21 protein-coding genes and 1 pseudogene are annotated in these 23,525 nt (G+C 63.8%); 11 read left to right on the top strand and 11 right to left on the bottom strand.

Features of this window, described 5'->3' with window-relative positions; translation table 11 throughout:
* The first annotated feature begins 19 nt into the window (after positions 1-19).
* The 9 genes and pseudogenes from PC358_RS05085 to ku all read left to right on the top strand — a co-directional run bounded on the left by PC358_RS05085 (position 20) and on the right by ku (position 7,875).
* On the top strand, positions 20-928 hold the full coding sequence (locus PC358_RS05085) for an aldo/keto reductase (protein ID WP_033697951.1): 909 nt from the start codon (positions 20-22) through the stop codon (positions 926-928).
* Positions 929-932: 4 nt separating this feature from the next.
* Positions 933-2,216, top strand: coding sequence for an NTP/NDP exchange transporter (locus PC358_RS05080; RefSeq protein ID WP_033697950.1), 1,284 nt, complete (start codon positions 933-935; stop codon positions 2,214-2,216).
* Positions 2,217-2,438: 222 nt separating this feature from the next.
* Positions 2,439-2,558: pseudogene (locus PC358_RS05075) on the top strand (con-10 family general stress protein); the annotation flags it as partial.
* Positions 2,559-2,620: 62 nt separating this feature from the next.
* Positions 2,621-2,818: a hypothetical protein gene (locus PC358_RS05070; RefSeq protein WP_033697948.1), complete on the top strand. Its 198-nt coding sequence runs from the start codon at positions 2,621-2,623 to the stop codon at positions 2,816-2,818.
* 17 nt (positions 2,819-2,835) lie between these two features.
* A complete protein-coding gene (locus tag PC358_RS05065; RefSeq protein ID WP_033697947.1) occupies positions 2,836-4,170 on the top strand; it encodes an iron-containing redox enzyme family protein in 1,335 nt (444 codons plus the stop codon).
* Positions 4,170-5,123: a methyltransferase gene (locus PC358_RS05060; RefSeq protein ID WP_033697946.1), complete on the top strand. Its 954-nt coding sequence runs from the start codon at positions 4,170-4,172 to the stop codon at positions 5,121-5,123. The genes PC358_RS05065 and PC358_RS05060 overlap by 1 nt, the downstream gene beginning before the upstream one ends.
* 3 nt (positions 5,124-5,126) lie before the next feature.
* Positions 5,127-6,248 (top strand): carboxylate-amine ligase, encoded by a 1,122-nt coding sequence (locus PC358_RS05055; protein ID WP_033697945.1) that lies wholly within the window; start codon positions 5,127-5,129, stop codon positions 6,246-6,248.
* A 72-nt stretch (positions 6,249-6,320) separates the two neighbouring features.
* The gene (locus tag PC358_RS05050; protein ID WP_033697944.1) at positions 6,321-6,902 is read left to right on the top strand and encodes a 5'-methylthioadenosine/S-adenosylhomocysteine nucleosidase family protein; all 582 of its coding nucleotides are present in this window, start codon (positions 6,321-6,323) and stop codon (positions 6,900-6,902) included.
* 112 nt (positions 6,903-7,014) lie between these two features.
* Positions 7,015-7,875: a non-homologous end joining protein Ku gene (ku, locus tag PC358_RS05045; protein WP_033697943.1), complete on the top strand. Its 861-nt coding sequence runs from the start codon at positions 7,015-7,017 to the stop codon at positions 7,873-7,875.
* A 98-nt stretch (positions 7,876-7,973) separates the two neighbouring features.
* On the opposite strand, the gene PC358_RS05040 is transcribed toward ku, so the two are convergent.
* The 9 genes from PC358_RS05040 to araD1 form a co-directional block, all read right to left on the bottom strand.
* Positions 7,974-8,636 (bottom strand): glycosyltransferase family 2 protein, encoded by a 663-nt coding sequence (locus PC358_RS05040; protein ID WP_033697942.1) that lies wholly within the window; start codon positions 8,634-8,636, stop codon positions 7,974-7,976.
* Entirely contained in the window at positions 8,633-9,232 is a 600-nt protein-coding gene (locus PC358_RS05035; protein WP_033697940.1) for a class I SAM-dependent methyltransferase, read from the bottom strand. Before PC358_RS05035 ends, PC358_RS05040 begins: the two co-directional genes overlap by 4 nt.
* A gap of 10 nt (positions 9,233-9,242) precedes the next feature.
* A complete protein-coding gene (locus PC358_RS05030; RefSeq protein WP_033697939.1) occupies positions 9,243-9,992 on the bottom strand; it encodes a PIG-L deacetylase family protein in 750 nt (249 codons plus the stop codon).
* On the bottom strand, positions 9,989-11,032 hold the full coding sequence (locus PC358_RS05025) for an acyl-CoA dehydrogenase family protein (RefSeq protein ID WP_033697938.1): 1,044 nt from the start codon (positions 11,030-11,032) through the stop codon (positions 9,989-9,991). The genes PC358_RS05030 and PC358_RS05025 overlap by 4 nt, the downstream gene beginning before the upstream one ends.
* Entirely contained in the window at positions 11,032-13,527 is a 2,496-nt protein-coding gene (ligD, locus tag PC358_RS05020; RefSeq protein ID WP_033697937.1) for a DNA ligase D, read from the bottom strand. Before ligD ends, PC358_RS05025 begins: the two co-directional genes overlap by 1 nt.
* A gap of 131 nt (positions 13,528-13,658) precedes the next feature.
* Entirely contained in the window at positions 13,659-15,239 is a 1,581-nt protein-coding gene (locus PC358_RS05015; protein WP_033697936.1) for an aldehyde dehydrogenase (NADP(+)), read from the bottom strand.
* A 43-nt stretch (positions 15,240-15,282) separates the two neighbouring features.
* Positions 15,283-16,836: a UxaA family hydrolase gene (locus tag PC358_RS05010; protein ID WP_033697935.1), complete on the bottom strand. Its 1,554-nt coding sequence runs from the start codon at positions 16,834-16,836 to the stop codon at positions 15,283-15,285.
* A 28-nt stretch (positions 16,837-16,864) separates the two neighbouring features.
* A complete protein-coding gene (locus PC358_RS05005; RefSeq protein WP_177447951.1) occupies positions 16,865-18,184 on the bottom strand; it encodes an MFS transporter in 1,320 nt (439 codons plus the stop codon).
* Positions 18,185-18,248: 64 nt separating this feature from the next.
* Positions 18,249-19,247 carry an AraD1 family protein gene (araD1, locus tag PC358_RS05000; protein WP_033697934.1) on the bottom strand — a complete coding sequence of 333 codons (999 nt, stop codon included), beginning with the start codon at positions 19,245-19,247 and terminating at the stop codon, positions 18,249-18,251.
* 105 nt (positions 19,248-19,352) lie between these two features.
* Between araD1 and PC358_RS04995 the strand changes: the two genes are divergently transcribed.
* Positions 19,353-20,270: a LysR family transcriptional regulator gene (locus tag PC358_RS04995; protein WP_033697933.1), complete on the top strand. Its 918-nt coding sequence runs from the start codon at positions 19,353-19,355 to the stop codon at positions 20,268-20,270.
* 20 nt (positions 20,271-20,290) lie between these two features.
* Here PC358_RS04995 and PC358_RS04990 read toward each other — a convergent pair whose 3' ends face one another.
* Positions 20,291-21,121, bottom strand: a complete 831-nt coding sequence (locus tag PC358_RS04990; RefSeq protein WP_033697932.1) for an NAD-dependent epimerase/dehydratase family protein — start codon at positions 21,119-21,121, stop codon at positions 20,291-20,293.
* Positions 21,122-21,199: 78 nt separating this feature from the next.
* A complete protein-coding gene (locus tag PC358_RS04985; RefSeq protein ID WP_033697931.1) occupies positions 21,200-21,925 on the bottom strand; it encodes an oligogalacturonate-specific porin KdgM family protein in 726 nt (241 codons plus the stop codon).
* A gap of 360 nt (positions 21,926-22,285) precedes the next feature.
* Between PC358_RS04985 and PC358_RS04980 the strand changes: the two genes are divergently transcribed.
* Positions 22,286-23,440 (top strand): mandelate racemase family protein, encoded by a 1,155-nt coding sequence (locus tag PC358_RS04980; RefSeq protein WP_033697930.1) that lies wholly within the window; start codon positions 22,286-22,288, stop codon positions 23,438-23,440.
* The last annotated feature ends 85 nt before the right edge of the window (positions 23,441-23,525 follow it).

Below are 23,525 nucleotides of genomic sequence, written 5' to 3'. Positions count from 1 at the left end.
TCATGACGGGAGCTTTTCCATGTACGCACGTCGTGATGTCCTGCGCGCCAGCGCAGCTTTGGGGCTGCTGGCCGCAAGCCCCTGGTTGCACGCTGCCGCACCCAGCGGGCTAATGACCCGCAAGATCCCGTCCACCGGTGAAGCCCTGCCGGTGATTGGTGCCGGTACCTCTGGCAGTTTCGAGGTCGAAGCCGGCACTGCCGAATACCAACAGCTGGCCACGGTGCTCAAGGCCTTCTTCCAGGGTGGCGGCAGGGTCATCGACACCTCGCCCAACTATGGCGGCGCCGACAGTATCCTTGGCCAATTACTGGAAGAAGGCGGTTGGCGCCGGCAGTGCTTCCTTGCCACCAAGATCGCCGCTGACAGCCTCGCCGATGCGCAAGCGCAGTGGGCCGGCAGCCTTCGCAGCCTGCGCACCGACAAGGTCGAACTGCTGCAGATCCACAACCTGCGCGATTGGCAGACCCAGCTGCCCTATGCCCGTGAACTCAAGCAGCAGGGCAAGACCCGCTACGTCGGCATCACCCACTACCTGAACAGCGGCCAGGATGAAGTCGCCAGGATCGTGCGCAGCGAGCCCTTGGATTTCATCCAGATCAACTATTCGGTCAGTGCGCCACATGCCGCGCGCGAACTGCTGCCGCTGTGCCAGGACAAGGGCGTTGCAGTGCTGATCAACCGGGCGTTCGACGATGGCCGCCTGTTCGCCAAGGTCAAGGGCCAGCCCTTGCCTGGCTGGGCTGCAGAGGCAGGCATCGGCAGTTGGGCGCAGCTGTTTCTCAAGTTCGCCATCAGCCACCCGGCAGTAACTACGGTCATACCCGCCACCAGCCGCCCGGATCGCCAGCTCGATCAGCTCAAGGCCGGGCACACGCCGCTGCTCAGCCAGGCGCAGCAACAGGCGCTGATAGAGCAGTTTGCCTGACGCCATGCAAGGCTGGCGGCGGCGCCTGGGCAACGGCTTGAACCTTCAACCGGGTGAAGGGCCCGCAGTGCTTGCCGGGCTGTCGTTGTTCTACCTGCTGTTCACCGGTTACTTCATGCTGCGCCCGGTGCGCGAGACCATGGGCGTGGCCGGTGGCGTGGACAACCTGCAGTGGCTGTTTACCGGCACCTTCGTTGCCACCCTGGCGTGCCTGCCGCTGTTTGGCTGGCTGGCGTCGAAAGTGCGGCGGCGGCATATCCTGCCGTGGACCTATGGCTTTTTCACCAGCAACCTGCTGCTCTTCGCTGTGCTCTTTGCCCGTGATCCAGACGGTCTGTGGACGGCACGGGCGTTCTACATCTGGCTGTCGGTGTTCAACCTGCTGACCATCTCGCTGGCCTGGAGCGTGCTTGCCGACCTGTTTTCCACCGAGCAAGGCAAACGCCTGTTCGGTCTGCTGGCGGCCGGTGCCAGCCTGGGCGGGCTCAGTGGGCCGATCCTGGGCACCGTGCTGGTGGGGCCGCTGGGGCATGCCGGCCTGCTGGTACTGGCGGGCCTGTTCTTGCTCGGCAGCACTGGCGCAACGCTGTACTTGCAGCACTGGCGGGCCCGTCATCCACTGCCGGCGCACCTGCAGCGCTCGTCGTCGAAACCCTTGGGTGGCAACCCGTTCGCCGGCGCCACGGCGGTACTGCGCTCTTCCTATCTGCTAGGTATCGCGCTGTTCGTGATACTGCTGGCCAGCGTCAGCACGTTCCTGTACTTCGAACAGGCGCGCATCGTCAGCGAGACCTTCACCGACCGCACACGGCAAACCCAGGTGTTCGGCCTGATCGACACCGTGGTCCAGGCCTTGGCGATCCTCACCCAGGTGTTCCTGACCGGACGCCTGGCCCGAAGGATGGGCGTGGGGGTGCTGCTGGTGGCGGTGCCGTTGGTAATGGCTGCAGGTTTTGTCTGGCTGGCACTGGCGCCGGTGTTCGCCGCCTTCGTCGTGGTGATGGTGGTGCGCCGGGCCGGTGAGTATGCGCTGGTGCGGCCTGGGCGCGAGATGCTGTTCACGGTCCTGTCGGCAGAGGACAAGTACAAGGCCAAGAACTTCATCGACACGGTGGTCTACCGCGGCGGTGACGCCCTGAGCGGTTGGGTCAAGCGGGCACTGGACGTGATGGCCGAGCATCCGCAACTGGCGATGCTGATGGGGGCCGCGATAGCCCTGGGGTGGGCGGCGACCGGCGGCTGGCTGGGGCGGCGGCAGGCGCGGCTCGATACAACGGATACCGAGTGAGCCAGACGTCCCTTGGTGCACCAAATATGCAGCTGCCGCTTATTTAATGCCACCGGTCCGAACCTGTCGCAATAAAACGAATCCCTCCATATCGCCGAACTCCGAACCTATGTACGGCACAGTGCCGTGCTTCCTGAAGTCATATGAGGTTTCACGACCATGGCTAACAAAGAGAACAGCCGCACCGGCACCCAGGGCAAGGAAGGCAGCCAAGGCGGCAGCAAGAACCCGGGCAACTTCGCCAACGACCGCGAGAAGGCCTCTGAAGCGGGGCGTAAAGGTGGCCAGTCTTCGGGGGGCAACATGCCCCACGACACCAGCCGTAAAGGCGGCCGTTCGTAATTGAGGAATTCGCAGTGCCGGGGCGACCTGGCACTGCAATTGAACACAACGGAGGACTTCCCATGCGATTGACTCATTGGGTCGCCCTGGTGGGCGCCATGACCCTGATGGGTGGTTGTTTCGACCGAGACAACAATCACCCCGGCAAAGACGCCGACCCCAGTAAGCCATCGTTGCAAATGCAAAAACCGGATGATCTGCCAGCGCCGCAGCCTGCGCCTGACCCCGAGCCTATGCCGGGGCAAAAACCGGCCCAATAAGTTCAGAGGAGCTCGGCATGACGGTCATTACCCGCAAGGCCGCTGCTGATGCAGGGGCTCGCGCAGCACACCTGAGCCTGCAACACCGCTACCAGAACCTCCTGGAAGGCCCGGACGCCACAAGCGCCGCTTGGTTGAGTGAACAAATCGCGCGCGTAGAACACTGGCCGGACGATTTGCCTGACACCCCCGCACAGCTCCCTGCCTGGAGCGATCATCATGCCGGCGAAGTCGCCAAGGCCTATGCCGACTACCTGCAGCAACGCCGCCAAGGTGCGCCACGCCACTTCTTCAGCAACCGCGCCCATGCCCTGTGGTTTCTGCAGCAGGTTGCACCCACCAAGGCGGTGGACGGTGCCTGGCTGCACGGCACGTTGCAGCACTGGCGCGACCCCCGTTACCACGGGCTGATCCGCACCTACCTGGAAGAGCTGGGTAATGGCGACCCGCGTTGCAACCATGTGCTGATCTACCAGCGGCTGCTGAGCCGCCTGGGCTGCCTGGAACTGCCGCAACTGGATGACCAGCGCTACTTGCAAGGTGCCGTGCAACTGGCCCTTGGGCAGCACGGTGACGCATTCCTGCCGGAGGTGCTGGGGTACAACCTGGGTTACGAGCAACCGCCGCTGCATTTGCTGATTACCACCTATGAACTGGCGGAGCTGGGCATCGACGGCCATTACTTTCAGCTGCATGTCACCATCGACAACGCCGCCAGCGGCCATGCCCAGCTGTCCATCCAGGCGTTACGGCAACTGTGCCCGGCACAGGACGCACAGCACTTCTACCAACGGGTGCGGCGCGGCTACCGGTTGAACGACCTGGGCACTCCAGCGAGCGCATTGGTCGCCGAGTTCGACCTGCAGGCCCAGCTGTTCGCAGCGCTGGAGCGCAAGCGCCAATATGGCCAGTTCATGCATTCCGACCATTGCCGTTTGCAAAAGCGCACCATCAATCAATGGCTGGCCGAGCCCGGCGCCATGCCAGCCTTCGTCGATGCGCTGCAGGCCCAAGGGTGGATCCGGCGCGGGGAGAACCCGGTAAACAGCCGCTGGTGGCAACTGATCGACGGACCTGCTGCGGCCATGTTCGGCGTATTCACGGCCTACGAGAAGCAGTTGTGGCACGACTGGATCGCTGACGACTGGCAGGCGCCTGTCCGGCGCGTCATGCCGGGTAGCTGGGACATCAACGTGTCGGCCGATGACAGGCCCATGGTCAGCCAGCGCCCAGAGACTGTGGAAGACCTGGTGCAGCGCATGGCCGGCAACCGTCACGCGTCGCCGGAGGGGTTGTTGGCCACTCAGGCCTTCATCAACGCCACGGGCCTGGTTCAAGAAGGATGTCAGTGATGATGTTAGACCCAGAGCAAGCCCAGGCAGACCTGGCACTGCTGCAGCTAGGCAAGCGCTTGCGTGCGGACGGTTACCGCTTCACCTGTGTAACCCCCGCCACCCATGCACGCAACAACGCCCGTGATAGCGCCCGGCAGGCCAGCAACTTGCGCGACGTGTTCGGCTGGAGCCGGCCGTTTGCGCCTTCGTTGCTTTCGGCCGACGAATTGCAAGCGTTGCAGCATGCGCAGGTGCTGGAGCAGCGCGGTGAACTGCTGGCCAGCAAGGTGCGTTGGTCGAGCCTGGACGACCTGCTGCTGGTGCATTCGGCGTACCCCACACACGCCAGTGACGCGGTGTTCTTCGGCCCCGACAGCTACCGCTTTGCCCAGGTTATTCATGACCATCTGCAACGCTGCCCGGATCGCGTGGAACACGCGGTCGATATTGGCTGCGGCAGTGGCGTGGGGGCATTGCTCATCGCCCGCGCCGCCCCCCATGCACAGGTCAGCGCGCTGGACATCAACCCGCTGGCGTTGCGCTATACCGCCATCAACGCGGCCTTGGCGGGCATCAGCAATGTGTCCGTGGAGCCGAGTGATTTGCTTTACGGCGTTACCGGCACCTTCGACCTGATCGTGGCCAATCCGCCCTACATGCTCGACCTCAACGCGCGCACCTACCGCCACGGTGGCGGGGCGCTGGGCGCCGAGCTGTCACTGCGCATCGTCGAACAGGCCCGGGAACGCCTGAGCATGAGGGGCACCTTGTTGCTCTACACCGGGGTGGCGATTGTCGAAGGCCGGGACGCGCTGCTCGAGGCTGTTCGCTTGCGCCTGGCGGGCCCGCAATTCTCCTGGGTATACCAGGAGATCGACCCCGACGTGTTTGGCGAACAGCTTGACGAACCCGGCTATGAACACGTCGAGCGCATTGCCGCCGTTGCGCTTACCGTCACCCGTAACGGTTGAAGCATGGCCCTGCCTTGTACGTTTGGCATCGAGGAGGAATACCTGCTGGTGGACCTGGCTACCGGCAAGGTGCCGGCGATGCCTGCCTCGAGCCTGGTCAGGCAGTGTCGTGAAGTACTGGGGCAGCATTTTGCCCAGGAGATGTTCCGCAGCCAGATAGAAGTCGCCTCTCCCGTGTTCGCCAACCTGTTCGAGGCGCGCGAGTTCTTCTTGCATGCCCGGCAGCGATTGAGCGAGGTGCTGGCGGCACAAGGCATGGGCCTGTATGGCGCGGGCAGCCACCCGAATGCAGCCTGGCTGCGGCACAAGCCTGCGCCGTGCGTGCACTACCGCCAGTTGTTCGACGACTACCAGCACGTGGCGCGGCGCAGCCTGCTCAATGGCTTGCATGTTCACGTGGGGGTGCCGGCGGACTGCGACCGCATGCAATTGATCAATCGGCTGGTGCACTGGTTGCCGCTGCTGCTGGTTCTCAGTACATCCTCGCCCTTGTGGCTGGGCCAGGGTACCGGCTACATGAGCTATCGGCGGGTCATTTGTGGCGAGTGGCCGCACATGGGGTTGCCCGAGCCGCTGGCCGACTGGTCTGCCTATGAACGCTACCGGGCCTTGCTTCAGCGCACCGGCTCGTTAGCTGCTGACGGTGACTTCTGGTGGGCCATCCGACCGTCGCGACGTTTCCCCACCGTCGAGCTGCGTATCTGTGATGGCTGCCCCTGCCTTGAGGACGCTTTGAGCATCGCCGGGGTGTTTCGCCACTTGGTGGAGCACAGCGTGCAGCCAAGGCAAGCGCGCGCACCCCTCAACCGGGAGTTGCGCTGGGTCGCGCAGGAGAATTACTGGCGCGCCCTGCGCTACGGCCGCCAAGGCCAGTTCATTGGTACCCAGCAGCAACAGCCGGTCACGGCCGAAGGCTGGCTGGCGCAGTTGCAGGGGCAGTTCCCCGTCGACACCGTGGACGCCGAACGCGCCTTCGAGCATGCCCGGCGTATCCTGCGTGAGGGCACCAGTGCCGACCGACAGCTAGAATGCCTGGGGCAGGCGTGCGCCGCCGGGAAGAACGCTACCGAAGCGCTACAGGCCGTGGTCGAGCAGGTGATCAGGCAAGGGCATACGCAACGGTAGCCGGGGCTTGCAATTCGCCAGGGTTGTCCGAAAATGGCCGCGCCCTTTGCAGCCACCCGGACCCCCTGCGCCATGATGCTGATCAAGCAATTCCCCGACATTTCCCTGGATGACACGCTGTTCGTCTTCGCCCTCGAGGCCGAGGCTGGCACTGTGTTTGCCGAGGTGAACACTGTGTTCACTGGCATCGGCAAGGTCAATGCTGCCATCGCGCTGACCAAGGCCATCGCCCAGCGCAAGCCCAAGCTGATCGTCAACCTGGGTTCGGCCGGCAGCCAGGGCCATGGCAAGGGTGAAGTGGTGTGCTGCACCCGTTTCGTCCAGCGCGACATGGATGTCACGCCGCTGGGCTTCGCCCGCTACGAGACGCCACTGTCGGACATCCCCGTTCTGCTCGAACACGGCGAGCCAATCCCAGGGCTTGCCCTTGAAACCTGCGGCACAGGTGACAATTTCGAGACCAGCCACGGCAAGGCACCTTACGATGTGGTCGACATGGAGGCTTACGTACTGGCACTGATCGCCCGCAGCGAAGGCATTCCATTCGTCTGCCTCAAGTACATTTCCGACGATGCCGGCAGCGAAGCCGCAGACGATTGGTCGGTGCAAGTGCACCTGGCCGCCGAGGCCTTCAAGCGCGTGCTGTTCAGCTAAGCACCGAGTCGCTGCCCGCCGCAGGGCAGCCTGACTAAACCTTCCCAGCGCGCCGCAGTCACTTCAAGTAGAGGCTCCGATAGACGCAGGGCTGGAGGGAGGTGACTTAACCATGGCAAGGGCAATCTGGAAGGGCGCGATCAGTTTCGGGCTGGTGCACATCCCCGTCTCGCTGAATACTGCGGTGCGCACCGAGCGGGTCGATTTCGACTGGCTGGACAAACGCAGCATGGAGCCGGTCGGTTACAAGCGGATCAACAAGGTCACCGGCAAAGAGATCGACAAGGACAACATCGTCAAAGGTGTGGAGTACGAGAAAGGCCGTTATGTGGTGATCAGCGAGGAAGAGATCCGCACGGCCCGGCCTGAAGCGACTCAGACCATCGATATCTTCTCGTTCGTCGATGCCGGCGAAATTCCCCTGCAGCATTTCGATACCCCGTATTACCTGAGCCCCGACCGCCGCGGCGGCAAGGTCTATGCGTTGCTGCGCGAAACGCTGGCCAGCACCGGCAAGGTGGCGTTGGCCACGGTGGTGTTGCATACCCGTCAGCACTTGACGCTGCTGCGCCCGCTGGATGATGCCCTGGTGATGATCACCCTGCGCTGGCCCGAGGAAGTGCGCGGGTTGGAGACGCTGGAGCTGGACAAGAGCGTGACCGATACCAAAGTGGACAAACGTGAACTGGACATGGCCAAGCGGCTGGTCGAGGACATGAGCGGCTCATGGCAGCCGGATGAGTATCAGGATGCGTTTCGCCAGACCATCATGGACCTGGTGGAAGAGAAAGCCAGCAAGGGCAAGATCAGCGTGGTGGAGAAGGGCGAGGGCGGTCCTGCAGAGAAAGGTGCCGATATTATCGACCTTACCGAACTGCTCAAACGCAGCTTGGGCGGCAAGGGGGCGGCGGCGGGGAAGAAAAAGCCCGAGCCCGAGAAGAAACCTGCCAAGCGTACGCGCAAGGCTTCTTGAATCATGGCTGAGATTTTGGGGGCAGTCCAAAAGAACGCGATCGGTGTAGGAGCGGCCTTGCGTCGCGAAAGGGCTGCAAAGCAGCCCCAGGACCCCAATCACGACACCGTCACCTCAAGGCTCGCCAAATAATCCCCAAACCCCTCCCGCGCCCGGCTGTCCCGCCGGCTGCTGGTGGCCACACTATGCCGTGCCGTCCACGAAATCTGCGCCCCTTGCGCTTCCAGGTCGCGCACCAACTGTACATCCTCATGCGCTGGCAACGGCTGGAAGCCCCCAATCTGCAGATAAGCCTGCGCGCTGACCCCAAGGTTGGCACCGTGAATATGCCGATGCCCTTCACGCGCCTCGTAGCGGCTCAGGTACAGCCGACGCAAGGCAGCCTTCTGCCAAGGCTGCCAGCATTCCACATGCACCGTTCCACAGACCACATCTGCCCCAAACGCCAGTTGCGACAGCAGCCAGTGCGGCGGCACCTGGCTGTCGGCATCGGTACAGGCCAGCCAGCTGGCGCCTTGTTCGATCACCTTGGCGGCCCCAGCCCTGCGTGCCATGCCAACGTTGCCGGCGTGAACGTCCAGCGTCTGCACGCCATGACGCCTGGCCACCGCCGCGCTACCGTCACTGCAGCGGTCCAACACCACCAGGATGCTGACCTGGTAGCCCGCTTGCTCGGCCTGCGCGGCAGCGACCTTGACCGCCTTGAGGCACCGCCCCAGGCGTCGCGCCTCGTTGTGCGCGGGGATCACTACGGCGATCATGGGCAGGTCTCGTCAAGGTCCACCACGCTGGGCTGGCATGACCAGTATTCGAGTAGAAAGTCCGCTTCCTCGTGGCGATACACCGGATACAGCGGTAGATGCTTGCCCAGCATCCGGTGCACCTCGCGGCCATCCTGCGGGCAGCCCGCGATCGGGTGTTTCCAGTGACAGGCCAGCAAGCCGCCGTCGTAGCTCAGGCTGGCGACCGACTGCTCGATAACCTGCAGCCAGTCTGTCGGGTCGAGGTAGTAACCCAGTTCACTCAACACAATGAGATCGAAGCGCCCCCCGGGCCAGTCACCTGGTAACTTGCCTAGTTCAACCGAGGCGTGGCTCACGTTCGCGAGGCGTTCACGGGCCAGGCCCACCGCGGTCGGGTCCAGGTCCTGGCACAGCAGGTCGGCACAACGCTCGGCCAGCAAGGCGCTGAGTTCGCCGTTGGCACAGGCCGGTTCAAATACACGCTGGTAGCATTGGCGAGGCAGGCTGGCCATGACCAGCTCACGTTTGCGCTTTTCGTACCAGCGGGTGCGGAAGGCCCAGGGGTCTTCACTGCTGGCGTAGAGGTCGGCGAAGTATTGCGCGTCGAGGCTCATGTCGATTCCCTTACAAGAACACCAGTTCGAATGGCTGTAGCAGGCAGTCCTGCAAAGCGGCAGGCAACACGGGCGGTTGGCCGTCATCCGGCTCCAGCTGGCTGGCGTGCGCAGCCAGGGCCTTGCGCTTGCGGGCCAGGCGGGCTTCATCGAGCTGCACGCGATGAGCCCGCGGCCAGGGCAGGCGAGGGTCGTCCGGTTGCGCCCAGTGCCAGGCCCATACCGGCACCTCCACCAGTTGCACCTTGCGCGCCAGTGCCGATTGCGCGGCGGCCCTGCCAACCGCTTCGTGATCACAATGGCCATCGTTGCGCCAGGTGGCCATGAGCAGGTCGTCGGGCTTGAGCAGCTGGCTCAGGTGGTTGACCAGATAGGCCTCGTCGCGCGGCAGCGCACCATCCTTCAGGTGCAGCCTGCGCCAGTCCAGGCGGTTAAGGTCCAGGTCGAGCTGTTGCAGGGCGTGGCGGCTCTCCAGCGGCCGTTGCCTGCGCAAGCGGTGCTCGGTCCAGTGCCTGGAGCCTGGGTGGCTGCCCTCGCCATCGGTGGCCGAAATCAGCACCAAGTCTTCTTCGCGCCCGTGAAAGCCCGCCAGCAAGCCGCCCGCCATGAGAATTTCATCATCCGGGTGGGGGGCGATCAGTACCAGGCGACGCCCCGGCGGGCACAGTTGCCCGGGGTCGATCCAGGTGGCCCTGGCCAGGTGCGCGGCATGCTGCCAGTCAGCCCAGGGGGTGCCGTTGCTGGACGCGATCAAATTCATAACTGCCAAGCTCCTGCTGGCACGTTCGCCAGCTGCTGTCCGAGGGCCGCCAGGTCACGCTCGGCGTGGCTCTGGCGCATAAAGACCGGCAAATCGGCGCTCAACCGGGCAAAGTGGCTGCTGCGGCAGAACGGCGAGGCACCCAGTGCCCGCCCCACGTGATGGATCACCTGCTCAACGGCCTGTTCGACCTGCGCGCGGGTGCGCCGCACCTCGAAGCTGGCATCCGCGCTTGGCTCGCGGTCGATCCAGGCTGCACACTCGCGCAGCGCCGCCCTGGCGCCAAGCAAGGCCGCGTCGACCGCGCCCAGGTGGGCGTCGGCATGCGGGTCCGGGCGTGGGTTGCGACAGTGTTCGCGCAGGTAATCGGCCAGTGCCTCGGCGGCGCCGTACCAGCAGGCCGCAATGCCAGCCCCGCCGTGCCAGAAGCCCGGGCGCGACAGATACTGCCCCGGCTTGCCGATGGCGATGCCGGGTGTATGGCTGAACTCGACCTCGACGCTTGCCGTGGTGGCCATGCCCACAGCTTGCCAGTGCTCGATGTTCAAGCCTTGGCTGGGGTGCGACAGCTCTATCGCTACCAGCTGCGGTTGTTCGTCATCACCCCAGGCAGTGATGAGCGCGCGGTCGATCTGCAAGGCACCTGAACACCAAGCCTTGCGGCCAGCCAGGCGCACCTGCTCGCCCTGGCGTTCGACGATACGTGCGCGGGCATTCGGCGGTTCGGCAGCCCACACGCCCCAGATACCCTCCTGGGCGTGGTGCGCGGCGCCGCATTCGGCAAGGATCGCCAAGGCATCGGTATGGCCCTCGTAGAGTTTGGCCAGGGCCATGTCACAGCCAGCGATGCGTGCCAGGCTCTGCCACCGCCGCAAGGTGTTGCCTTGGCCCGGCAAGGGCAGCAGGTCAAGGTGGTCAGCCTGCAACGCCTGGATCAGCGCTGGCAGCTGGGTATCGAGGTTGAGCGCCTGCGGCCGTTCGGTAAAGGCGCGCAACAGGCGGTCAAGGTTGTTCAGATCAAAGTCCTGAATGATGCTCATCAGCCCAGACCTAGCTGTTTGCGCATGCGCGCGGTGATCAATTGACGGGTCTTGCCCATGTCGGCCCATGGGTCGTCCACTTCGGCCAGGCGTTCGTGCAGGTTGCCGATGTGCCATTGGTTGGCGCCCTTGAGTTGCGCCAACTCTTCGCGCCAGATGGGCACGGACACCGGCAGGCCTTCTCGCGCCCGCAACGAGTAGGCGCAGGCGGTGGTAGCGCCTTGGCCATTGCGCAGATAGTCAATGAAGATACGCCCGACCCTGTTCTTCGGCCCCGACACGGCGCTGAGCCGATCGGGGAACAGATTGGCCAGGTAATCGACGATGGCATGGCTGAAATCCTTCACCTCGTCCCAGCCCGCTTTGCGGGTCAGTGGCACGACGAGGTGGATACCCTTGCCGCCGCTGGTCTTGAGGAACACCTTCAGGCCAAGCTCGTCGAGCAGGGTCAGAGTCAGTTGCGTGGCCTCCAGCATCGCCTTCCACGGCAGCGCAGGGTCCGGGTCCAGGTCGAGGATGAAGCGGTCCGGCTTGTCGAAATCCTTGTCGGTGGCGTTCCAGGTATGCAGTTCGAGCATGTTCATTTGCACCGCGCCCAGCAGGGTGTCGGCGCGGTTGATGACCATGGCGGCCTGGCCGGCCGCTTTCTTGTCGTAGCTGACCACATTGGGGATGTGCAACTGGTCGGCGTTTTTCTGAAAGAACAGCTCACCCGCCAGGCCATCGGGGGCACGTACCAGCGCCACGGGGCGGTTTTTCAGTTGCGGCAGAATCCACTCGCTGACCTGCGCGTAGTACTCGGCCACCTGGCGCTTGGTGGTTGCGCGGGTGGCGTCGATGATGCGCTCAGGGTGGGTCAGGCGCAGTTCGCCCAGCGCCTCGGGTTTGCGCTGAGCCTTGGGCTTGGCGACGGACTTGCCAGGCATGGCGTGCTCCAGATCGATGGCGGTGGCAGGTTTGTCATCCCGCAGCCCATGGAACACCGCGTGGCGCACCACACCGTCGCGGGTCATCTGGGCGTAGGCCACTTCGGCCAGCAGGGTCGGCTTGAGCCAATGCACACCCCGCGCTTCTGCACCGGTCGGTGGTTGGCTCAAGGGTGGTTTGGCCGTTTGCAAAGGCTTGAGCCGCGCATGAATGCTGCCCAGGGTGGCCGCGCTGAAGCCGGTGCCCACCTTGCCGGCATAGCGCAACGCGCCGCCCTCGTCGTGCACGGCCAGTAGCAACGCGCCAAAGGCGCTGCGGCTGCCCTTGGGGTCGGTGTAGCCGACTATCACGAATTCCTGGCGTTGCTGGCACTTGAGTTTGATCCAGTCGGCGCTGCGCCGGCCGATGTAAGGGCTGTCGGCGCGTTTGCCAATCAGGCCTTCGAGCTTCATGCGGCAGGCGCTGTCGAGCAGTGAGTCGACCGGCTGATCGAAGCCTTCGGAAAACCGCAGCCATTGCGAATCGTCCTGGTCCAGCAACTGCTGCAGGGTGTTGCGCCGCTCTTGCAGCGGTAATTGGCGCAGGTCCTGGCCGCCCAGAAAGGGCAGGTCGAACAGGTAATAGAGGATGTGCTGATCGTCTTCGCTATCGAAGGCGTTCTGCAGGGCCTGGAAGTCCGCCACGCCATGGGCGTCGTTGACCACCATTTCGCCGTCCAGCCAGGCCGAATCGAGGCCAAGGTTGCGCAGCGCGGCTTGCTGATGCGGCAGCTTGGCAGTCCAGTCATGGCCGTTGCGGGTGTACAGGCGTATGTCATCACCGTCGATGCGCGCGAGAATCCGGTAGCCGTCGAACTTCACCTCGTACAACCAATCGCCGGCCGGTGGCGAGTCGACCAGCGTGGCCAGTTGCGGTTGCAACGTATCGGGTAGCGCGGCCTGCTGGGCGCTGGCCTTGCGTTTGCGTGGCGTACGGGGCGCCGCCTTGCCGGCCGTTTTTCGCACCCTGGGGACCAGGGTCCGCTCGCTGAGCACGCTGTCGGGCTGAGCCTCGACGATCTTGTACTCGGCCTCGCTGCGGGCTTCGCCATCGTGCGACTTGACCAGCATCCACTGTTCTTTCTTGCCCCCAAGGTGGGTGCGAAACAGGTTCCATACGCCATTGAGTTTCTCGCCCTGCAAGCGAAAACGCAGCTTGCCCTTGGTATAGGCCTGCTGCGCGTCACCCTCGGGCTCCCAGATGCCCCGGTCCCAGACAATCACGTCGCCTGCGCCGTAGTGGCCTTCCGGGATATTGCCCTCGAAGTCGGCGTAGTCCAGCGGGTGATCTTCGACGTGTACGGCCAGCCGGCGCACCTTCGGGTCCAGCGAAGGGCCCTTGGGGATCGCCCAGCTTTTCAGGGTGCCGTCGAGCTCCAGACGAAAATCGTAGTGCAGGTGGCTGGCGTCGTGCTTCTGGATGCAGAACTGCAGGGCATGGGGCTGCTTGCCTTGGCCACGGTTACCGCTGGGCTCGGGCGTGGCGTTGAAGTCGCGTTTGCGCTGGTACTCCTGCAGGGGCTTGGCCATGGCGGGGTCCTGAAGAATCGCGGGGGCTCTTCAGGTGGGAGAGGGCGGTGCGAAGGGAGTTCAAAATTTCCGTATAGGCAGCCGCCCCCTCAGGGCCCCCGGTGTTCGTCGGGGCGGCTGCACGGCGGCCCTCAGCAGGCTGAACGGCTAGCCTCGCCATCGACCAAGCGCCAGATCCCCAGCGGGTTGGCGTTCTGTAACGCCGGCGGCAGCAGCTCATCCGGGTAATTCTGAAAACACACCGGCCGCAGGAAGCGGTCGATGGCCAGCGAGCCCACCGACGTGCCGCGCGCATCCGAGGTGGCAGGGTACGGGCCACCATGCACCATCGCATCGCACACCTCGACGCCTGTCGGGTAGCCATTGAGCAACACGCGGCCGACCTTTTCCTGCAGCAGCTCGCTCAGCCAGCCGAAGCCCGGCAGCTCCGTTGCTTCGCCCATCAGCGTGGCGGTCAGTTGCCCGCGCAGGGCCTGCACGGCCGCTTTGAGTTGCGCCTGGTCTTCGACTTCGATGATCAGGGTCGCAGGCCCGAACACTTCTTCCTGCAACAGCGGGTCGCCGTTCAGCAGCATGCCGACATCCGCTTGGAACAGCTGCGGCTGCGCTTGGCGCTCGCCTTGCTCGGCGCCTGCCAGGTGGCTGATGCCGGGGTGAGCGTGCAGGTGCTGCAAACCCTGGCGATAGCTGGCCAGGGTGCCGGCGTTGAGCATGGTTTGCGCCGGCTGGTCGGCCATGTGCGCTTGCAGGTGCGCGACAAATTGGCTGAATGCGGCTGAGCGCAGCCCCAGGATCAGGCCGGGGTTGGTGCAGAACTGGCCGCAGCCAAGGGTCACCGATGCCGCCAGTTCGCGGGCCAGTGTGGCCCCTCGCTGTGCCAGCGCTTCAGGCAGCAGGATTACCGGGTTGATGCTGGACATCTCGGCGAACACCGGAATCGGCTGCGCCCGTTCGGCGGCCATGCGCACCAGCGCGTTACCGCCCTTGAGCGAGCCGGTGAAACCGACGGCCTGGATGGCCGGGTGCTTGACCAGCCACTCGCCGACACCGCCGCCGTAGATCATGTTGAACACGCCCGCAGGCATCGCGCTGCGTACCGCCGCCCGCAAGATGGCATCGGCAACCGCTTCGGCGCTGGCCATGTGGCCGCTGTGCGCCTTGAACACCACCGGGCAGCCTGCGGCCAGCGCCGAGGCGGTATCGCCACCAGCAGTGGAGAATGCCAGGGGGAAGTTGCTGGCCCCGAACACGGCCACCGGGCCGACCCCGATACGGTACTGGCGCAGATCCGGGCGCGGCAGTGGCTGGCGCTGCGGCAGGGCCCGATCGATACGTGCACCATGGAAATCGCCCCGGCGCAGCACCTTGGCGAACAGGCGCATCTGGCCACTGGTGCGGGCCCGCTCGCCCTGGATACGGCCAGCGGGCAGGGCGGTTTCGCGGCAGACCGTGGCGATGAAATCGTCACCCAGCGCATCGAGTTCGTCGGCAATGGCATCCAGAAACACTGCGCGTCGTTCGGCAGGCAGGTTGCGATACGCCGGGAAGGCGGCGGCTGCAGCGGTTGCAGCCGCATCCACCTCCGCTTCGGTGGCTTGGCAGAAAACGCCCGGTAATGCTTCCCCTGTGCTGGCGTCGAGGCTGACAAGCCGGGTGCTGCCTTGCGCCGAGCGCTGGCCGCCGATGTAGTTGTGACCAAGAATCTGGGTCATGAAAGCTCCAATAAACGTTAAAACGGGTACGTGAAGCGAACCGTCAGGTGATGGCGCCGATCTGCCAAGGCACGAACTCGTTCTGCCCGTAGCCGTGTTGTTCACTCTTGCTGCGTTCACCCGAGGCGATGCGCAGCATCATCTGGTAGATGTGCTGGCCGCGTTCTTCGATGGTCATGCTGCCGTCGGCGATGCCGCCGCAATTGACGTCCATGTCATCTTCCTGGGTTTCCCACAGGCGCGTGTTGGTCGCCAGCTTGATCGACGGGGAGGGCGCGCAGCCGTAGGCCGAACCGCGGCCGGTGGTGAAGGCGATCAGGTTGGCCCCGCCAGCGACCTGGCCGGTGGCGGAGATCGGGTCGTAGCCGGGCGTGTCCATGAACACCAGGCCATGGGCGCGCACCGGTTCTGCGTATTCGTAGACATCCACCAGGTCACTGGAGCCAGCCTTGGCCACCGCCCCCAGTGACTTCTCCAGGATGGTGGTCAGGCCGCCGGCCTTGTTACCGGCAGAGGGGTTGTTGTTCAGTTCGGCGCCCATGCGTTGGCAATAGGCTTCCCACCACTGGATGCGCGCGATCAGTTTTTCACCGACCTGCTGGCTTACCGCGCGACGTGTCAACAAATGCTCGGCGCCGTAGATTTCCGGGGTCTCCGACAGTATCGCGGTGCCGCCTGCGGCCACCAGCCGGTCCACGGCATTGCCCAGGGCGGGGTTGGCGGTAATCCCCGAATAGCCGTCCGAGCCCCCGCATTGCAGGCCGACCGTGAGGTGGCGCACGCTGACCGGCTGGCGCTCGACCTGGTTGGCTTCGGCGAGCAACGCCTTGACCTGGGCAATACCGCTGGCGATGGTCTTGCTGGTACCGCCGCTGCCCTGGATGGTGAAGGTGCGCAGGGTGTGGCTGCTTTCCAGCCCCTGCGCGGCGAGCAGGTCGGGGATCTGGTTGGTTTCGCAGCCCAGGCCGATCAGCAGCACCGAGGCAAAGTTGGCGTGCACGGCATAGCCACCCAAGGTACGGCGCAGCATGGCCAAGGCTTCGCCGGAGGGATCGACGGCGCAGCCAACCCCGTGGGTCAGCGCCACCACACCATCGACCTGCGGATACGGCGCCAGCGCCTCGGGGTGGATGTCCCGGCGAAAGTGGTCGGCGATCGCCCGGGCCACGGTGGCCGAGCAGTTCACCGAGGTAAGGATACCCACATAGTTGCGCGTGGCGACCCGGCCATCGGCCCGCACGATGCCCATGAAGGTGTCATCGTTGGGCGCCTGTACACCCCGGGCATCGACGCCAAAGGCGTAGTCGCGGGCAAAGTCGCCCATGGCGAGGTTGTGCACGTGCACATGCTGGCCCGCTGCGATGGCCTGGCTGGCGAAGCCGATGATCTGGCCATAGCGGCGCAAAGGCTGGCCGACAGCCAGGTCGCGCGCAGCGACCTTGTGCCCGGCGGGGATGGCCTGGCAAACGGTGATGCCTTCGTCCAGCAGCAGCCCTTCGGGCAGTGCCTGGCGGGCAATCAGCACGTCATCGAGCGGGTTGAGTCGGATCACGGCGTTGGCAGTGTGTTCGCTGCCTGTTGTTGTAATGAGTTGCATGACAATCACCTCAAATAGGGTGCGGGGCTCAGGCCAGCCCGCGCTCGCGATAGTCGATCAGGCCAGAGAACAGCATCAGGCCGAAGGCCATGACCACGAAGAAGATCAGGGCCAGGAAGTAGGAACCGGTGAACTGCACGATCAAGCCGATCAGGATCGGCACCAGCACGCCGACCATGTTGCCGCAGAAGTTCATGCTGCCACCCAGCACGCCAGCTTTGGACTTGCCCCCGAGAATGGCCGGCAGGCACCAGTACATCCCGCACCAGCGGATGAAAAACAGCGCCACGCACAGCAGCGCGATGACCCGCGCGGCATCCGGGGTATACGCCACCAGCAGGATGCACAGCGCGGCAACGGCGGCCGAGCCTGCGAACATGCTGCGCATCACCGTGTTCGGTTGGCCGCCGTTGGCTTTCCACTTGTCCGAGATCCAGCCGCCGATCAGCTCACCGATAAAACCACACATGAAGATCAGGAAGGTGGCGCCACCCATGGCCTTGATATCGAGGTTGTGGGCTTGGTGCAGGTAGCTCGGCATCCAGGTCAACAAGCCGTAGAACACGCTGTTGTAGCAGGCGTAGCCGGCGAACATGCACAGCACTGAGCGGCTCTTGAGCAGTTCCTTGAGCACCGCTTTGCGGTTGCCGTTGGCTTGGGTCGCGGCATCGTTGGCCTGGGTGATGTAGGCAAGCTCGGCAGCGTTCACCTGCGGGTGTTCGCTGGGGTGGTTGCGGATGTACCACCAGGCCCAGATACCTGCCGCCACGGTGCCGACGCCGGCGATGATGAAGGCGATGCGCCAGGAGTCGAACCAGGTGATCAGCCCCGCGATGATGATGGCGCCAAACGCGGTGCCCAGCGGCGCGCCGCCGTCGACCAGGGTCGCCCCTCGGCCACGTTCGTTGGGGGTCAGCCAGGCCCCGTTGAGCTTGGCACCCGCCGGCATGATCGGCGATTCGGCCACACCGAGGCCGATGCGGGTGACCAGCAGAGTGATCCAGTTATGGGCAAAGCCGCCCAGTGCCTGGAACGCGCCCCAGCCGATGGTGGCGACACCGATGATATTGCGCACCTGGAAGCGGTCGAGCAGCACACCGGCCGGGATCTGCATCAGCGCGTAAGACCAGAAGAACGCGCTGAGGATCAACCCTTCAAGCGCGGGCGTAAGTTCGAACTCGGCAGAAATCAACGGCAGGGCCACCGACAGCGAAGCCCGGTCGATGTAGTTGATCGCTGCCAGCAACAGCAGGATCAGGAAGATCCGCCAGCGCACAGTAGTCGGTCTGGCGGTGTCTGAGCTGGCCGTGGCGGCGGCCGAGGCCGCGGTGTAAGGGGTGTTCTTCATGCTCATCTCACTTTTGTGATTGTTATGAAATGCCGCGGCGGCGCGGCCCTGCGCCGCCATCGGTTCAGAGCGTCTTCACCTCGCCAGGTGAGATGGCCGAAGGTGTCACGGCAATGCCATTGCACAGCGGGGCGCCGAAATCGGGCAGGCTGATCTCGAACACATCGCCCTCGAAGGGCTTGATCTGGTCGGCGAACGACAAGGTCGCCGTGCCGAAGAAATGAATGTGCACATCGCCCGGGCGCAGGAACTGGGCGTACTTGAAGTGGTGATACTCCAGGTTGTCCAGAGAGTGGCACATGTTGTCCTCACCGCTGAGGAAGGCCTTTTCCCAGATCACCTGGCCGTCGCGACGAATCCGGCTGATGCCGTCCAGGTGGCGGGGCAGTTCACCCACCCGCAGTTCGGGGCCGAACGAGCAGCTACGCAGCTTGGAGTGAGCCAGGTAAAGGTAGTTGCGCCGTTCCATCACATGGTCGGAGAACTCGTTGCCGATGGCAAAGCCCAGGCGGTAGGGCTGGCCGTCATCGCCGATCACATACAGGCCGGCCAGTTCAGGCTCTTCGCCGGCATCCTCGGCAAATGCCGGGCTCTGCAACGCCTGGCCGGGCCGAACGACGATGGAGCCGTCGCCCTTGTAGAACCACTCCGGCTGCACGCCCGCGGTGCCTGGCGCAGGGCGCCCGCCCTCGATCCCCCACTGGAAGATCCGCGCAGTGTCGGTCAGCGTGGCGGCATCGTCGGTTTTCTGCTGGTGCATCTTGTCGCGGGTCGAGGCACTGCCCAGGTGGGTCAGCCCGGTGCCGCTGATCAGGCAATGGGCCGGGTCTTCGTGGTCCAGCGGGGGCAATACCCGGCATTCGCTCAAGGCCTGGCTGTAGCGTTGTTCGGTGCTGTACAGGCCACGCTCGTGTACTTCGGCGGCCAGGCTGTGCTGCTTGCCGATCGCGGCCAAGGCCAGTTCGCGCATGGAGTGGGTATCACGCACGACCTGGATCAGGTCGCCTTCAACTACGCCTACGTAACGTTGGCCTGGGGTGGTTTCAAATTGGATCAGGCGCATGCTGGCTCCTGTGTTGTTCTTGTGGGGATGCCGACACTTTAATTTTCCCCGGCGTTGCTGCCTAATGAGAGCTGCTGACCCCGTGATAACTTTAAGTGATCCCCTATGCTGCCATCCTTGAGTTCCATGGCCTCTCGCCTTCGCTTGCGCCAGTTGCGGCTATTGATCAGCCTCGACGAGCTGGGCTCCATCCATAAAGCGGCCGAGGCAATGTCCATCACCCAGCCCGGTGCAACCAAGGCCCTCAACGAGATTGAATCAACGCTTGGCGCGGTGCTGTTCGAGCGCACCAGCAAGGGCCTCGAAGCCAATGACCTGGGGCGGTGCGTGCTGCGCTATGCGCGACTGATCAGTAATGACCTGGCTCACCTGCGGGAAGAAATGCTGGGGATTCTGCAAGGCCATGGGGGGCGCTTGTCGGTTGGCACCATCATGGGCGCGGTACCGATACTGGTGGAAGGCTTGGCGCGCCTGCGCGACAGTCAGCCAGACCTGTCGGTCTCGGTGGTCGAGGACACCAGCGACCGCCTGCTCAACTTGCTCGACCAAGGCCGCCTGGACGTGGTGATCTGCCGGACCAGCGTCAGCCCGCGCCCAGCCGCGTACGACAGCCGGCCCAAGCACCAGGAACAGTTGGTGCTGGTGGCCAACCCTGGGCACGCCCTGGCCGGCAGTGAGTCGTTGAGCCTGGGCCAGTTGGCCGGCTCACGCTGGCTGGTGTTCCCGGTCAACATGCCCATGCGCCTGACCCTGGAGCGCGAATTTCGCGAAGCGGGCCTGAGCTTTCCGCAGTACCCGATTGAAACCTCTTCTACCTTCACCACCTTGTCGATGCTGCTGCAAGACCCTGGGTTGCTGGCCGTGATGCCGTGGGATGTCGCCAAGGTCGCGGTGGACCACGGCATGCTGGTGCGCCTGCCGTTGCAGTTGAAGTCACGCAGTGAGCCGTACGAAGTGGTTACGCGCAAGGACGTGGAGCTGAGCACACCAACGCAGATGCTGGTGAGCATCCTGATGGCCTGAGCCCGCTGGCGTTGGCGCCTTCAGTCACCGAAAGGGCCGGCGGCGGTGAACGCGCCACCTTGCAGGTGCGCACTGGCATCGTCAGCAGCAGGCTTGGGCTGTTGCGCAAGCTTCTCGCGAAAGCGCTCCGAACTGTCCTGCGGGTTGAAGCCCAGGTGCGCGGCGAAGCGGTTGTCCCACCACAGCTCACGGTTTGCCGAAACCCCATACACCACGGTGTGGCCAACGTTGTCGGCGAGCAACGCACGTTCTACCAGGTGCGCAAGGTCCGCATAACTCAGCCACGTCGAGAGCATGCGCAGGTTGCGTGGCTCGGGGAATGACGAGCCGATGCGCAGGCTCACGGTTTCGATGCCGTAGCGGTGAAAGTAGAAGGTGGCCAGGTCTTCGCCATACGACTTGGACAAGCCGTAGTAGCAGTCCGGGCGGCGCACAGACTGCGCATCCACCGTCTCGTCCTGCGGGTAGAAGCCAGTCACATGGTTGGAGCTGGCGAACACAACCCGCTTGATGCCGTGCTTGCGTGCGGCCTCATAGACATGAAAGGTGCCGCGAATATTGGCGTCGAGAATGTCTTCGAACGCACGCTCCGTGGAAATGCCCCCCAGGTGAACGATGGCGTCCACGCCTTGGGCAAGCGCCAGTACCCCGTCCTTGTCCGCCAGGTTGCAACTGATCACCTCTTCATGGTCGCCAGCCGCTGGCGCCATCGCACTGATATCGGAAGCGCGCACGACGGTGGCGTGGGCCTGCAAGGCTTCGCGCAGGATCTGCCCGAGCCCGCCGGCAGCGCCGGTCAGCAGCAAGCGGTTGAAGGGTTTGCCCGAAGTGGGCGAGGCGAGTGTGGTCATGGTCAGCACCTTGGCTTTAAAGGTCGTTGGGGGTAGCGATAACGCCGGGCTACCTGGCAGGCACCCGGCAGCGCGGCATTACATGAAGTTGTACTGGACGCCCAGACGCCAGCGGGCCTGGCGGTCATCGGTATAGGCGTTGACTTTGATGTCACCCACCTCCATGAACGGCGCCCACTGCTTGTTGAGCTTGTACTTGATGATCAGGTTCTGCTCGTAGTCGCTCTTCTTGTTGTCGTAGCGGATGTAGTCGGTATCGAAGTGGATGTACTGGTACTCGAAGGCCCACGGGCCTTTCGGGGTGTAGCCCAGCCAACCTTCGAGGCGCGTGGTGTTCTGGTTGTCCTTGGCTCGGTCCGCCTTGGAATGATCGATCTGGTCGCGGTCGAGGTTGCGCGCGTCATGCCGCACACGGGTGGCGACGTACCAGGTGTCGCTGATCTTGTAGCTGTACTTCAAGCCGAACTTGTAGGCGGTGGCGTCCTTGGAGCTGTCCATCTGGAACGCCGGGGTAAGGGTCGACTTGGGGCTCAGCTTGTAGTTGTAGTCCACGGTGAACTCATGGCCGTTGTTGACCATGTTGTCGTAGGCCACGTCCTCACGGTCGCCGGCGGTCTTGTACTTGATCTCGGCGGCGAACCCCAGGCCGGTTTCCATCCGGTAATTCAGCTTGATGCGGTCGGAATGGATGCTGTCGTCTTCGGTGTAGCCGTGGCGGTAGTTGAGGCTGGCCGAGTCTGCGCAGGCATAGAAAGACAGGCCGAGTGTGCTGACAGCAATGAGATTGCGGAGTGTGGTGTTCATTCGATCTTCTTTTCTTGTTTTTGTTGAGGTCGTTTTGAAGCGGGTGGTCACCATCGGATGCGGTGGGGGGCAGGGTGCCGCGATCAGATGCGGCAAAGTTATCGTACAACATTTGGGTTGTCTACGATTTCTTGGTTGGTTGTCGGATGACTTCTTTTTAAGCGCCTGAGATACGCTTTCTAGAGGGTTTGATACGAACATTAAAATGCGATACACGTCCCAAAAGACACAAATAGGTGCTCGTGCAGGCCGGATTTGAAAGTTTTAAAGGGGTGCTTTTCAAAAGTTGTATGATGACGTAGGATTGCCTCCAGAGCGTGACTCACCCGCCACAAATCCAATAAGAAGGCTCAGACGTCCATGATCATCACTGCTGTAAACGTCCAGGTTTTTTCCTACCCCACGCGCCGCGCTGTCGACAGTGCCGGCCATGCCCACCCCGGTGACGTGACCCAGGCCAAGATGGCGTTGCTGCGCATCACCACCGAATGCGGCAACGAAGGCTATGCACTGGGTGCCCCTGAACTGATCCGCCCGTACGTGCTCGATGGTTTCGTGCGCAAAGTGCTGGTAGGCGCCAATGCCTTTGATCGCGAGAAGATCTGGCACGACCTTGCGCACTGGCAACGCGGCAGCGCCAGCCAGTTGACCGATCGCGCCCTGGCACTGGTCGAGCAGGCCTTGTGGGATTGGGCCGGGCGCAAGCTGAACGTGCCGGTGCACAAGCTGATTGGCGGCTACCGCGACAAGGTGCCTGCGTATGGCTCGACCATGTGTGGCGACGAGCTCGAAGGCGGCTTGTCCACCCCTGAGGAATACGGGCGTTTTGCCGAAACCCTGGTCAAGCGTGGCTACAAGGCCATCAAGCTGCACACCTGGATGCCGCCGGTATCCTTCGCGCCCAGCGTGAGCATGGACATCAAGGCCTGCGCCGCCGTGCGCGAAGCGGTCGGCCCCGACATCGCACTGATGATCGACGGCTACCACTGGTACAGCCGTACCGACGCCCTGACCATCGGCCGCGCCCTGGAAAAGCTCAACTTCGCCTGGTTCGAAGAACCAATGATGGAAGACTCTGCCGAATCCTATGCCTGGCTCGCCGGCCAGCTGGACATCCCGGTGCTGGGCCCGGAAAGCCTGGGTGGCAAGCACCTGAGCCGGGCCAGTTGGGTCAAGCATGACGTGTGCGACATCCTGCGCGCCGGGGTTGCCGGGGTCGGCGGTATTGCACCGTGCCTGAAAGTGGCGCACATGGCCGAAGCGTTCGGCATGGATTGCGAAATCCACGGCAACGGCGCAGCCAACCTGGCCGTGGTCGGGGCCATCAAGAACTGCACCTGGTACGAGCGCGGCCTGTTGCACCCGTTCCTCGACTATGACGAGGTGCCGGCCTACCTCAAACGCCTGGTCGACCCGATGGACAAGGACGGTTTCGTCCACCTGTCGGACCTGCCTGGCCTGGGTGAAGAAATCGACTTCGACTACGTCGAGACCCATACATTGCAGCGCTTCTGACCCGTGTATGGCGGCGCGCGACAGTGCGCGCCGCCCGAGAGTCCAATAACTATAAAAAGGCAATCTCACATGAGCGTACTTCCCA

The sequence above is a fragment of the Pseudomonas capeferrum genome, from assembly GCF_000731675.1.
Lineage (GTDB): Bacteria > Pseudomonadota > Gammaproteobacteria > Pseudomonadales > Pseudomonadaceae > Aquipseudomonas > Aquipseudomonas capeferrum.
Note: the sequence above shows the minus strand (reverse complement) of the source record. Positions and strands in the feature narration are given on the sequence as shown.